This window comes from Streptomyces olivaceoviridis (genome assembly GCF_014650115.1).
GTDB lineage: Bacteria > Actinomycetota > Actinomycetes > Streptomycetales > Streptomycetaceae > Streptomyces > Streptomyces olivaceoviridis.
The window spans coordinates 213684-226396 of sequence record NZ_BMUI01000009.1; the positions used below are offsets into that span (position 1 = coordinate 213684).

Below are 12713 nucleotides of genomic sequence, written 5' to 3' on the forward strand. Positions count from 1 at the left end.
GAAGAGGGGGTCACGGAGCCGCGGGGCCGTCGCGGAGGCGAGGGGCGTTACGGGGACGAGGGGCGTCGCGGAGACGAGAGGCGACGCGGAGGCGAGGGGGCCGCCCGGACGAGGCACGGGCACGCGCGTGCGTGCCCGGTAAGGAAGCGGATGTTTTGCCGATGATGACGCAGAAACGTTCCTTCAGTGCTCCGAAGCGGTGTCCCCGCTGGTGGTCGAGGCCGCCACCAGGCGGTTGCGTGCCCGCCCCATCAACTCCTCACGCTCGTCCTCGGTCAGGCCGCCCCAGACGCCGTACGGCTCGCGCACCGCCAGCGCGTGCGCCGCGCACTCCGCACGGACCGGGCACCTCATGCAGACCTCTTTGGCCGAGTTCTCGCGAGCGCTCCGAGCCGCCCCGCGCTCGCCCTCCGGGTGGAAGAAGAGCGAGCTGTCCACCCCGCGGCAGGCAGCCAGCAGCTGCCAGTCCCACAGGTCCGCGTTCGGTCCGGGAAGGCGGGAGAAATCTGCCATTACGTGACCCCTTGTCGCCGTTCTGGGCGGATACGGTGCCAACGACCGTACATCTCCGGTCTAAGGAGATGAAAATATGACTCATTGCGAATCTAGCCCCGGACACTGCGAAACGGGAAGAAAAAGGGCCGAATGGGGCATAGGTTGTGATGAAAAGTTGTGGGTCCGTCGAGCATGTCTGCACCGTGTCGATGCCCTCACGTAGAGTGCCGAAGACGGCACGCGGGCCCGTAACTCTTTCGAGTGACCGTCGTTGAGAGTGCGGATGCGGTTGAGAAAACAAGCGCTCGGGCAGGCGTCCGAGACGGTCGACCGCACAGGTGACGATTCCGTACCAGCCTGGAGGCTCAAGGTGACGCGCATCAGCTGCGGAGGGCGGTCATGACATCCGTCCTCGTCTGCGACGACTCCCCGCTTGCCCGAGAAGCGCTCCGCCGCGCGGTCGCGACCGTGCCCGGTGTCGAGCGCGTGACGACGGCGGCCAACGGCGAGGAAGTCCTCCGCCGCTGGGGCGCCGACCGCTCCGACCTCATCCTGATGGATGTGCGCATGCCCGGCCTGGGCGGCGTCGAGACCGTGCGCCGGCTGCTGTCCGCCGATCCGGGCGCGCGCATCATCATGCTCACCGTCGCCGAGGACCTCGACGGGGTGGCCCTCGCCGTCGCCGCCGGTGCCCGGGGATACCTGCACAAGGACGCCTCGCGCGCGGAGTTGCGCGCCACGGTGACCCAGGCGCTGGCCGACCCCACCTGGCGACTCGCCCCGCGCCGGCTGCGCTCGGCGGAGATGGGCGCCGCGCCCACGCTCACCGCGCGTGAGATCCAGGTGCTGGAGGGCATGAGCCACGGCCGCTCGAACGCCGAGATCGGCCGCGAGCTGTTCCTCTCCGAGGACACCGTCAAGACGCACGCCCGGCGCCTGTTCAAGAAGCTCGGCGCCTCGGACCGGGCGCACGCGGTGGCCCTCGGCTTCCGCTGGGGACTGGTCCGCTAGCGACCGCGAAGCCGGGCGGGCCGCTCGGCGCCGGGGCCTTCCGGTGCCGTCCGTGCCCGCGGCTGCCGTGTGGTGGGCGGCCGACCGCGCTCGTCGAGGGCGGCTGGGTGTGCCCCGGTACCCCTGGTCTCGTGTGCCCCCGGGGCGTGGCGCCCGCCGGTGGTGTGCGGGCGGACGCCGTGCGGGGCGCTGGTCGTACGGGCGGTGGCGCGCCGGGCCACCGTGCCGTTGCTGCGGTGCCGTTGCTGCCGTGCCGTTCGGCGGACGGACGGGGCTGTCCGGGTGATTCCGGTCATCCCGGTCCGCCCTGATCACCCCGGCTGCGTCAACCGTCCGGGTTTCGCACCGGCGGGCGAGCCGCCGTGGAGACCGGCGGTGAATCGTCGTACAAGTCGGCGGCGAACGTCGTACAAGTCGGCGGCGAACGTCGTACGAGTCGGCGGTGAATCGTCGTACAAGTCGGCGGCGAACGTCGTACGAGTCGGCGGCGGACGTCGTGGAAGTCGGTGGCGGACGCCACAGAAGTCGGCGGTGGACGCCGCGGAAGTCGGCAGGCGGGCTCGCCCGCCGGTGGAACGCGTCGACGGGCAACCGCCCCGGCGCACAACGGTGCGGAACGCGGCGCGTGACCACTCCGGCGCACCACCCCGCCGAACGCCCCGAGTGGCGCGTGTACGACGGCCCGCCGGACGCGCGCTGCTCGTTTCGGCGCGGATGCCGCATCCTTGAGGGTGTGGAGTCTCTCGGGGACGAGTCGGTCGAGCGGAAGGGGAGGGCGCAGGGAATGAGTGCCGGCGCACCTGCTCATAACGCTTCGGTGCACAACCACGAGCACGATGCGACGGACCGGACGGCCGCAAGGCACCATGGACCGATGCGCGACGACGAGGCGGGCACGGCCCACGGGGCGATCGGTGCGCTCGTCCATCGTGCCGTCGACGGGGACGAGCAGGCCACGCACGATCTGCTCGCCCGTGTCCACCCCCTGGCGCTGCGCTACTGCCGCACCCGGCTGTCCCGGCTGCCCGGCGACGCACGCCACTTCGTGGAGGACCTCGCCCAGGAGGTCTGCGTGGCTGTCCTCCTCGCCCTGCCCCGCTACCGCGACACCGGCCGCCCCTTCGAGGCGTTCGTCTTCGCCATCGCCTCCCACAAGGTCGCCGACCTCCAGCGGGCGGCGATGCGCCACCCGGGATCGACCGCGGTGCCGTCCGACGAGATGCCCGAGCGGCCCGACGACTCCCTCGGCCCCGAGGAGCGCGCCCTGCTCAGCAGCGACGCCGAGTGGGCGAAGAAACTGCTGGCCAACCTCCCCGAGAACCAGCGCGAACTGCTCCTGCTGCGCATCGCCGTGGGCTTGACCGCGGAGGAGACGGGGCAGATGTTGGGAATGTCACCCGGCGCGGTCCGCGTGGCCCAGCACCGGGCCCTGAGCCGCCTGAGGGCGCTCGCCGAACAGTGAACCCCCTGCGCGGAGCCTGGAGTAGCTTCCGCGCTGAACAGGTACGCCGCCGTTTCCGTACGAACATACGAAGCCTGAGGTGACCCCGTACCGTGGAATTTGCTAGCGACGCTTCCCGTTAGCATGGACATCCGCACCGATCAAGGCCATTTGGGGAAGGTGTCATGACTGCAAACGTCGACGGAGTGCCCGGTAAATTCGCGACACTCGGGCTGACCTACGACGACGTGCTGCTGCTGCCGGGCGCATCCGAGGTGCTCCCCAACGCGGTCGACACCTCGTCCCGCATCTCCCGCAACGTCCGGGTGAACATCCCGCTGCTGTCGGCCGCGATGGACAAGGTGACCGAGTCCCGCATGGCCATCGCGATGGCCCGGCTGGGCGGCGTCGGCGTCCTGCACCGCAACCTCTCCATCGAGGACCAGGTCAACCAGGTCGACCTGGTCAAGCGGTCGGAGTCCGGCATGGTCACCGACCCGATCACGGTGCACCCGGAGGCCACGCTTGCCGAGGCGGACGCCCTGTGCGCGAAGTTCCGCATCAGCGGCGTCCCGGTCACCGATCCGGCCGGCAAGCTCCTCGGCATCGTGACCAACCGGGACATGGCCTTCGAGAGCGACCGCACCCGGCGCGTGCACGAGGTCATGACCCCGATGCCGCTGGTCACCGGAAACGTGGGCATCTCCGGCCCCGAGGCCATGGAGCTGCTGCGCAAGCACAAGATCGAGAAGCTGCCGCTGGTGGACGGCGAGGGCGTCCTCAAGGGCCTGATCACGGTCAAGGACTTCGTCAAGGCCGAGAAGTACCCCAACGCCGCGAAGGACGCCGAGGGCCGGCTGCTCGTCGGTGCCGCGGTCGGCGCCAGCCCGGAGGCGCTGGAGCGCGCCCAGGCGCTCGCCGCCGCCGGTGTGGACTTCCTGGTCGTCGACACCTCGCACGGCCACAACAGCAACGCCCTGAGCTGGATGTCGAAGATCAAGTCGAGCGTGAACGTCGACGTGGTCGGCGGCAACGTCGCCACGCGTGACGGCGCCCAGGCGCTGATCGACGCCGGTGTGGACGGCATCAAGGTGGGCGTGGGCCCGGGCTCCATCTGCACCACCCGTGTCGTCGCCGGTATCGGTGTCCCCCAGGTCACCGCCATCTACGAGGCGTCCCTCGCGGCCCGTCCCGCCGGCGTCCCGCTGATCGGCGACGGCGGCCTGCAGTACTCCGGCGACATCGGCAAGGCGCTGGCCGCCGGCGCCGACACGGTGATGCTGGGCAGCCTCCTCGCCGGCTGCGAGGAGTCCCCGGGCGAGCTGCTCTTCATCAACGGCAAGCAGTTCAAGTCGTACCGCGGCATGGGCTCGCTGGGCGCCATGCAGTCGCGCGGCCAGGGCAAGTCGTACTCGAAGGACCGCTACTTCCAGGCCGACGTCACCGCCGACGAGAAGCTCGTGCCCGAGGGCGTCGAGGGCCAGGTGCCCTACCGCGGCCCGCTCGCCAACGTGCTGCACCAGCTCGTCGGCGGCCTGCGCCAGACCATGGGCTACGTCGGCGCCGCCACCATCGAGGAGATGGAGTCCAAGGGCCGGTTCGTGCGGATCACCTCGGCGGGCCTGAAGGAGAGCCACCCGCACGACATCCAGATGACGGTCGAGGCGCCGAACTACAGCAGCAAGAAGTAACCACAGCGGCGAGAAGTGACGCCCACGCGCGCGTGAGGCTCGTCCCACGGCGGTCCCGGAGCATCCGGGGCCGCCGTTGTCGTACCCGTCGGCGATACTGGAAGGCGCTGCAACGCATAGGGAAAGGCCACCAACGTGACTGAGATCGAGATCGGGCGCGGCAAGCGCGGCCGCCGGGCGTACGCCTTCGACGACATCGCCGTCGTCCCCAGCCGCCGTACGCGGGACCCGAAGGAGGTCTCGATCGCCTGGCAGATCGACGCCTACCGCTTCGAGCTGCCGTTCCTGGCCGCCCCCATGGACTCCGTGGTCTCCCCGGCCACCGCGATCCGCATCGGTGAGCTGGGCGGCCTCGGCGTGCTCAACCTGGAAGGCCTGTGGACGCGGTACGAGGACCCGCAGCCGCTGCTGGACGAGATCGCCGAGCTGCCCGCCGAGCAGGCGACGCGCCGCCTCCAGGAGATCTACGCGGCACCGATCAAGGAGGAGCTGATCGGCGCCCGCATCAAGGAGGTGCGCGACTCCGGCGTGGTCACCGCCGCCGCGCTCTCCCCGCAGCGCACCGCCCAGTTCTCCAAGGCGGTCGTGGACGCGGGCGTGGACATCTTCGTCATCCGGGGTACGACGGTCTCGGCGGAGCACGTGTCGTCCTCGCACGAGCCGCTGAACCTGAAGCAGTTCATCTACGAGCTGGACGTTCCGGTGATCGTCGGCGGCTGCGCCACGTACACGGCGGCCCTGCACCTGATGCGCACGGGTGCCGCGGGTGTCCTCGTCGGCTTCGGCGGCGGCGCCGCGCACACCACGCGCAACGTCCTCGGCATCCAGGTCCCGATGGCCACGGCCGTCGCCGACGTGGCCGCGGCCCGCCGTGACTACATGGACGAGTCCGGCGGCCGGTACGTACACGTGATCGCGGACGGCGGTGTCGGCTGGTCCGGCGACCTGCCCAAGGCCATCGCCTGCGGCGCCGACGCCGTGATGATGGGCTCCCCGCTGGCCCGGGGCACGGACGCGCCCGGCAAGGGCCACCACTGGGGCATGGAGGCGGTCAACGAGGAACTGCCCCGGGGCCAGAAGGTCGACCTCGGCACGGTCGGCACGGTCGAGGAGATCCTCACCGGCCCGTCCCACACCCCGGACGGCTCGATGAACTTCTTCGGCGCCCTGCGCCGCGCGATGGCCACCACCGGCTACAGCGAGCTGAAGGAGTTCCAGCGGGTCGAGGTGACGGTGGCGGACAGCCAGCACCGGCGGTAGTCGCCGGAGCGGTCGCACGACGCCGGAAGGGCCGGTCATCCGCGGCGGACGACCGGCCCTTCCGCATGCCCAGGCGTGGTCAAGTGCGCCTGAAGGGGCGCGCGTTACACGAAAGGGGGCGCGCGGTTGCGTTCGCGGCGAATGTGGTGTGGATCTACGGGAAGTGAGCGGCCACCCCCACACGGAATAGGGGTGGACACTCCGATCACTTCCAGGAGCCTGCCGCAGTGACCCCTGCGGTGGGCTCCACCTGATCCCAAGGTACCGGCGCCGAATTCCCCACGCCACCAACCCCCAGCCCCGGCACCTCCACGCGCCCCCCTTCACAACCGATGCGCCGCCCCCGTGGGCGTGGCCCCCCGTGTGTCCAGCAGCAACTGGGCCTTCACCGAGAGTCCCTGCAAGTCGTACGTCCGGTGCTGCTGGAGCAGGATCGTGAGGTCGGCGTCGGCCGCCGCCTCGTACAGGGAGTCCGCGCGCGGCACGGGCCGGTCCAGGACGCTCCACTCGGGCACGTACGGGTCGTGGTAGCTCACGGCCGCGCCCAGCCCCATCAGCCGTACGGCGATCTCCTGGGCCGGGGTGCCCTGCTGGTCGGCGAGGTCCGGCTTGTACGTGACGCCGAGGAGTAGCACGCGCGCCCCCCGCGCGGACTTGCCGTGTTCGTTCAGGAGCGTGGCGGCGCGCTGGACGACGTACCGGGGCATCCGGCTGTTGACCTGCTGGGCCAGCTCGACCATGCGCAGGGTGCGGGTCGCGTGCCCGGTGAGGTCCAGCGGGACCCCGTGTCCGCCGACGCCCGGACCGGGCCGGAACGCCTGGAAGCCGAAGGGCTTGGTCTCCGCGCACCGGATGACGTCCCACAGGTCGACACCCAGTTCGTGGCAGAGGACGGCCATCTCGTTGACGAGCGCGATGTTGACGTGCCGGAAGTTGGTCTCCAGCAGTTGCACGGTCTCCGCCTCGCGCAGCCCACGCGCGCGTACCACCTTGTCGGTGAGCCGGCCGTAGAACGCGGCGGCCGACTCGGTGCAGGCGGGGGTGAGGCCACCGATGACCTTGGGGGTGCTCGCGGGGGTGTGGTCGCGGCTGCCGGGGTCGACCCGGCTGGGGGAGTAGGCGAGGTGGAAGTCGCGGCCGGCGCGCAGCCCCGAGCCCTGCTCCAGCAGCGGGCGCAGGAACTCCTCCGTGGTCCCCGGGAGCACCGGCGACTCCAGGATGACCGTGGTGTGCGGGCGGAGCCGCGCGGCCAGGGTGCGGGCGGCAGCCTCGACCTGGCCGAGGTCGAGTCCGCCGTCGGCGCCGCGCGGGGTGGGCGCGCAGATCACCGCGGTGCGCACCCGGCCGAGCTGGGCGGGGTCGGTGACGGGGCGGAATCCGGCGGAGTGCATCCGGCGCAGCTCCGCGGGGCTGAGTGAGCCGGCCTCGGGGCCGGTGGCATAGCCGACGGTGGGGATACCGGCGGCGACGGCGGCCTGGGCGAGCGGCAAGCCGTAGGGACCGAGTCCGATGACGGCGAGGTCTGCGGGCATGGAGTGGGCCGTCCTTCCCAGTAGCCGAAGCGGGACAGGTGCGCAACCGCTGTGGAGAAGACGAGCGAGTGCACTGTCAGACTAGGTACATATATGACCGTTATGTGTGATTGTGTTTGTGTGTCTTCCCAGGGTTGTGCGCAAGTTGTCCACAGGGTGGGAGCCCGTGGTGGCTGAAGTCGGGCAGCCCGGTCAGAATTTGGGCATGAGGAGGGGATGAACCGGGCTTCGCCCACCGGGTGCGGCCGACGCGAGCGAGTCTGCGACAGCGGGAGGCAGCGGTGAGGACAGCGACTCTGGGGCCGGCGCAGCGCGCCGGGGCACTGGCGGCGATGGCGGAGCGCGAGCTGGACGTGCTGGTGGTCGGCGGCGGAGTGGTGGGCGCCGGTACCGCGCTGGACGCCGTCACGCGTGGCCTGTCCACCGGCCTGGTCGAGGCCCGCGACTGGGCGTCGGGCACCTCCAGCCGGTCCAGCAAGCTGATACACGGCGGCCTGCGCTATCTGGAGATGCTCGACTTCGCCCTGGTCCGCGAGGCCCTCAAGGAGCGCGGACTGCTGCTGGAGCGCCTCGCCCCGCACCTGGTCAAGCCGGTCCCGTTCCTCTACCCGCTCCAGCACAAGGGCTGGGAGCGGCTGTACGCGGGCTCGGGCGTCGCGCTGTACGACGCGATGTCGATGGCCCGCGGCCACGGTCGGGGCCTGCCCGTGCATCGCCACCTCACCCGCCGCCACGCCCTGCGGGTGGCCCCCTGCCTGAAGAAGGACGCCCTGGTCGGCGCCCTCCAGTACTACGACGCCCAGGTGGACGACGCCCGCTTCGTCGCCGCCCTGGTGCGCACGGCCGCGTCCTACGGCGCGAAGGTGGCCAACCGCGCGCGCGTGACCGGGTTCCTGCGCGAGGGGGAGCGGGTCGTCGGCGCCCGGGTGCAGGACGTGGAGGCCGGCGGGGAGTACGAGATCCACGCCCAGCAGGTCGTCAACGCCACCGGTGTGTGGACCGACGACACGCAGGCCATGGTCGGCGAGCGCGGCCGGTTCCACGTCCGCGCCTCCAAGGGCATCCACCTGGTCGTGCCCAAGGACCGCGTCCACTCCACCACCGGCCTGATCCTGCGCACCGAGAAGTCCGTCCTCTTCGTCATCCCCTGGGGCCGGCACTGGATCATCGGCACCACCGACACCGACTGGGACCTGGACAAGGCCCACCCGGCCGCGTCCAGCGCCGACATCGACTACCTGCTGGAGCGCGTCAACTCGGTGCTGGCCGTGCCGCTCAGCCGCGACGACGTACAGGGCGTGTACGCGGGGCTGCGCCCGCTGCTGGCCGGCGAGTCCGACGCCACCAGCAAGCTGTCCCGCGAGCACACGGTCGCCCACCCGGTGCCGGGACTGGTGGTCGTGGCGGGCGGCAAGTACACGACGTACCGGGTGATGGCCAAGGACGCCGTCGACGAGGCCGTGCACGGGCTCGACATGCGCGTGGCCGACTGTGTCACGGAGGAGACCCCGCTGCTCGGCGCGGAGGGCTACCAGGCGTTGTGGAACGCGCGAGCACGGATCGCCGCGCGCACCGGACTGCACGTGGTCCGCGTGGAGCACCTGCTGAACCGGTACGGCTCGATGGCCGAGGAGGTGCTGGACCTCATCGCCGCCGACCCCTCGCTCGGCGATCCGCTGCACGCCGCCGACGACTACCTGCGCGCCGAGGTGGTGTACGCCGCGTCGCACGAGGGCGCCCGGCACCTGGACGACGTCCTCACGCGTCGCACCCGCATCTCCATCGAGACCTTCGACCGCGGCACCCGCAGCGCCCGCGAGGCGGCCGAGCTGATGGCCCCCGTCCTCGGCTGGGACGAGGACCAGATCGCCCGCGAGGTCGAGCACTACGAGAAGCGGGTGGAGGCCGAGCGGGAGTCCCAGCTCCAGCCGGACGACCACACTGCGGACGCCGCGAGGCTGGGCGCACCGGACATCGTGCCGCTGTAGCAGCGGCCGACGTTCACTCGAACGAGTGGCCGTTTTCGGGATCTCCGCTCGAATCCCGGCCGTTCTACCAGGTGCGAGGGCAGAACTCGGCGGCGAGCAGCGCGGGTTCGAGGTGCGGGTCTGCGATCGCGTCCGTGTCCACCCGGAAGGTGAGGACCCGGCGGCCGTCGGCGGTGGCTGCGCCGCGCACGCAGCTCCCGGGCATCCGGCCGTTGTGCCCCCACACCGTGGTGCCGCACGGCGGCTTCACCGGAAACAGCCCCATGCCGTACGAGCCGTGTGCGGCACGGGTGCCGAGCATCTCGCGCAGCCGGCGCGAGGGCGGCAGCCGGTCACCGAGCAGGGCCGCGTGGAAGCGGTCCGGGTCGGCCGGTGGGGTCACCGGCTCACCCGCCGCGCCGGCCACGCGCGGGTCGAGCTCGGTGACGTCGGAGCCGTAGGCGCGGCCGTGCGGGGAGGGCAGTGATCTGTCGGGCCAGGGAAAGGAGGTACCCGTCAGACCCGGCGGAGCGATGACGCGGCGTTCGGCCTCGGCCGCGCAGGAGTGACCGGTGACCTGGCGGACGACCAGGCCGAGCAGGACGTAGTGGGTGCCGGAGCAGGAGCAGCGGCCCGAATGGGCCGGGGGAGGGTGAGAGCGATGCGTACAGCCTGAGGTGGAGTCAAGCGCACAGCTTCCCGGGTGGCTTGGGTGAAGTCGGCCAGTCCGCTGGTGTGGGTGAGCAGCGCCCGCAGGGTGGTCGGTGCCGCGCCCGCGGAGCAGCCCCGGCAGGTGGTGCCCCACGGTGACGAGCGGCGGCAGGAACGCGTCCGGGGCCGCCGCCGGGGAGGTGCGCCGGGAGGTGTTCCGGACGGCGGCCGGGGCGAGCAGCAGCGTGAGGGGGCACCGGTATGGACGGCACTGTCCGAAGCGTCGGCATGCCGGTTCCTCCCTCCTCGCGGCCCATCATCCCGGTAAGCGGAACGCCTGCTTCAGGCGGGCTTCCGGGACGGCGGGGGCGGGCTCGGGCCAGGGACACCCTGGGCGTCGGGCACTTGCCGGGTGAGAGACAATGGAGGCTCTGTCAGGGCGGGTTGTATGAGGGGACGCATGTCGGAGGCGGAGCGGGCGGGTACATCTCGTCAGGAGACTCGTCAGGACAAGAACGAGCGGCGTCTCCTCGCGGGGCGGTACCGGCTGGGAGACGTGCTGGGCCGTGGCGGTATGGGCACGGTCTGGCGCGCCGAGGACGAGACCCTGGGCCGGACGGTAGCCGTCAAGGAGCTGCGGTTCCCGTCGAACATCGACGAGGAGGAGAAGCGGCGCCTGATCACGCGCACCCTGCGCGAGGCCAAGGCGATCGCCCGGATCCGCAACAACAGCGCGGTGACGGTCTTCGACGTGGTCGACGAGGACGACCGGCCCTGGATCGTCATGGAACTGGTCGAGGGCAAGTCCCTCGCCGAGGTCGTCCGCGAGGACGGCGTGCTGGAGCCGAAGCGCGCCGCCGAGGTGGGGCTCGCCGTCCTCGACGTGCTGCGCTCCGCGCACCGGGAGGGCATCCTGCACCGGGACGTGAAGCCGTCCAACGTGCTGATCGCCGAGGACGGCCGGGTCGTCCTCACCGACTTCGGTATCGCGCAGGTCGAGGGCGACCCGTCCATCACCTCCACCGGCATGCTCGTCGGCGCCCCCTCCTACATCTCCCCGGAGCGGGCCCGTGGCCACAAGCCGGGACCGGCGGCCGACCTCTGGTCGCTCGGCGGCCTGCTGTACGCGGCGGTCGAAGGCACCCCGCCCTACGACAAGGGCTCGGCGATCGCCACGCTCACCGCGGTGATGACCGAGTCTCTGGAGGAGCCGAAGAACGCGGGACCGCTGCGGGACGTCATCTACGGCCTGCTGACCAAGGACCCGGCCAAGCGGCTGGACGACGCCGGGGCGCGGGCCATGCTCAACGCCGTGATCCAGGCGCCCGAGCCCAAGCCGTTGGACGCCACGCAGGTGGTCCCGCTGCCGGCGCAGTCCGGTGGGTCCGAGGGCAGGCGGGGCGAGGAGGGCGGCGAGAAGCTGCGCGGCGCCCTGCGGTCGGTCCGCAAGGCGGCCGGGGCGGCCACGGCGGCGGCCACCGCCCGGACCAAGAGCGGGAACGAGCCGTCCGCGCCGGGAACGGGCGGCGCGGTGGGTGCCGGGGGCGCTGGAGGCTCGGCTCCCGGTGGGGCGCGGCCCGGGTCCTCCGGTGGGCCGGGGGCTGTCCCCGCCGCGCGGCCGGGCGGTCCGGCGTCGGGTGCCGCCGGTGTGCCGAACTCCAGCGCGAACAAGCAGGGTTCCGGCTGGCCCGTGGTGCCGCCGCCGGACCTGGACCTGCCGACGCGGCCGGTGCCGAGGGCGCCGCTGACCGATGTGGTGTCGAAGCGCACGCTGCTGGTCATCGCCGTGGTGGTCGTGCTCGCGGTGCTCGGGACCGTGCTGGCCTTCGCCCTGGGGGGCGACGACGGCAAGGCCGACAAGAGCGGCGGGGCCAAGACGGCGGCCAGTGCCGACGCGTCCGCCAAGCAGGACAAGGGCACGGGTGGCACGGACAACGCGACCCGGACGGACGGGGCGAGTTCGGCCTCCGCGACCACCGGGCCGACGACGGACGCCGGGGCGAGCCGGTCCGCCGGTACCGGTTCCGACTCCGACTCCGACTCCGCCGACGACTCCGGCTCCTCCGGCTCGAAGGAGGGCGGGAGCGCCCCGGTGGTCTCCACCCGCAAGGGCGGCCAGGGGTACTCGATCGGGCTGCCCAAGGGGTGGAAGTACGGGTCCAGCGGGGCCGCCGGTGACCGCTACACCGGGCCCGGCGGGCAGAAGCTGCTCGTCGCCTGGACCGGCACGCCCAAGGACGACCCGGTGGCGGACTGGAGGAACCAGGAGCACTACATGGTGCGCTCCCAATACCACAAGATCCGCATCGAGGAGGTGGACTACCGCGACTGGAACACCGCCGACTGGGAGTTCACGTACGTCGAGGGCGGCACCGAGTACCGCACGATCGACCGGGGTTTCGTGGTGAACGACCACCTCGGCTACGCGCTGATGTACACCGCGAAGGGCGCCGACTGGAACGGCGAACTGCGCAAGGACACCTGGAAGACGTTGACGAGGTCCTTCAAACCCAAGTCGTAGGCGCCGCACGCCGGTTTCGTGCGTGAGAATCCGTCATCCTCTCAATGCGGGTTGCCTCCGGCACGTATCGTGAAGGGTCGCGGACCGTACGCGGCCGTATGCGTGTGCGAGACGGGTCGTGAGGCGAACGGACGTGACCAACCG

8 protein-coding genes and 1 pseudogene are annotated in these 12713 nt (G+C 71.6%); 6 read left to right on the forward strand and 3 right to left on the reverse strand.

The window, feature by feature from the left end; genetic code table 11:
- Nucleotides 1-183: 183 nt before the first annotated feature.
- A complete protein-coding gene (locus IE273_RS19760; protein WP_015493322.1) occupies nt 184-513 on the reverse strand; it encodes a WhiB family transcriptional regulator in 330 nt (109 codons plus the stop codon).
- Nucleotides 514-894: 381 nt separating this feature from the next.
- On the opposite strand from IE273_RS19760, the gene IE273_RS19765 reads away from it, so the two are divergent.
- The 4 genes from IE273_RS19765 to IE273_RS19780 all read left to right on the forward strand — a co-directional run bounded on the left by IE273_RS19765 (nt 895) and on the right by IE273_RS19780 (nt 5898).
- Nucleotides 895-1506 (forward strand): response regulator transcription factor, encoded by a 612-nt coding sequence (locus IE273_RS19765; protein ID WP_003948568.1) that lies wholly within the window; start codon nt 895-897, stop codon nt 1504-1506.
- A gap of 874 nt (nt 1507-2380) precedes the next feature.
- On the forward strand, nt 2381-2968 hold the full coding sequence (locus IE273_RS19770) for a sigma-70 family RNA polymerase sigma factor (RefSeq protein ID WP_014674427.1): 588 nt from the start codon (nt 2381-2383) through the stop codon (nt 2966-2968).
- A 164-nt stretch (nt 2969-3132) separates the two neighbouring features.
- Entirely contained in the window at nt 3133-4638 is a 1506-nt protein-coding gene (guaB, locus tag IE273_RS19775) for an IMP dehydrogenase (RefSeq protein ID WP_189816493.1), read from the forward strand.
- A 135-nt stretch (nt 4639-4773) separates the two neighbouring features.
- Nucleotides 4774-5898 carry a GuaB3 family IMP dehydrogenase-related protein gene (locus tag IE273_RS19780; RefSeq protein WP_189816494.1) on the forward strand — a complete coding sequence of 375 codons (1125 nt, stop codon included), beginning with the start codon at nt 4774-4776 and terminating at the stop codon, nt 5896-5898.
- 323 nt (nt 5899-6221) lie between these two features.
- Here IE273_RS19780 and IE273_RS19785 read toward each other — a convergent pair whose 3' ends face one another.
- On the reverse strand, nt 6222-7430 hold the full coding sequence (locus tag IE273_RS19785) for a nucleotide sugar dehydrogenase (protein WP_189816495.1): 1209 nt from the start codon (nt 7428-7430) through the stop codon (nt 6222-6224).
- A 281-nt stretch (nt 7431-7711) separates the two neighbouring features.
- Between IE273_RS19785 and IE273_RS19790 the strand changes: the two genes are divergently transcribed.
- Nucleotides 7712-9418, forward strand: coding sequence for a glycerol-3-phosphate dehydrogenase/oxidase (locus IE273_RS19790; protein ID WP_189816496.1), 1707 nt, complete (start codon nt 7712-7714; stop codon nt 9416-9418).
- Between the two features lie 64 nt (nt 9419-9482).
- Here IE273_RS19790 and IE273_RS19795 read toward each other — a convergent pair.
- Nucleotides 9483-10205 (reverse strand): annotated as a pseudogene (locus tag IE273_RS19795) (serine hydrolase domain-containing protein); the annotation flags it as partial.
- 303 nt (nt 10206-10508) lie between these two features.
- Here IE273_RS19795 and IE273_RS19800 point away from each other — a divergent pair.
- Nucleotides 10509-12569 (forward strand): serine/threonine-protein kinase, encoded by a 2061-nt coding sequence (locus IE273_RS19800; RefSeq protein WP_189816497.1) that lies wholly within the window; start codon nt 10509-10511, stop codon nt 12567-12569.
- Nucleotides 12570-12713 lie beyond the last annotated feature (144 nt).

Bases quoted from the DNA above. Each gene is read 5' to 3' on its own strand.
- IE273_RS19785 (WP_189816495.1), bottom strand. From the start codon at position 7,430: ATGCCCGCAGACCTCGCCGTCATCGGACTCGGTCCCTACGGCTTGCCG.
- guaB (WP_189816493.1), top strand. From the start codon at position 3,133: ATGACTGCAAACGTCGACGGAGTGCCCGGTAAATTCGCGACACTCGGG.
- IE273_RS19800 (WP_189816497.1), top strand. From the start codon at position 10,509: ATGTCGGAGGCGGAGCGGGCGGGTACATCTCGTCAGGAGACTCGTCAG.
- IE273_RS19770 (WP_014674427.1), top strand. From the start codon at position 2,381: ATGCGCGACGACGAGGCGGGCACGGCCCACGGGGCGATCGGTGCGCTC.
- IE273_RS19765 (WP_003948568.1), top strand. From the start codon at position 895: ATGACATCCGTCCTCGTCTGCGACGACTCCCCGCTTGCCCGAGAAGCG.
- IE273_RS19760 (WP_015493322.1), bottom strand. From the start codon at position 513: ATGGCAGATTTCTCCCGCCTTCCCGGACCGAACGCGGACCTGTGGGAC.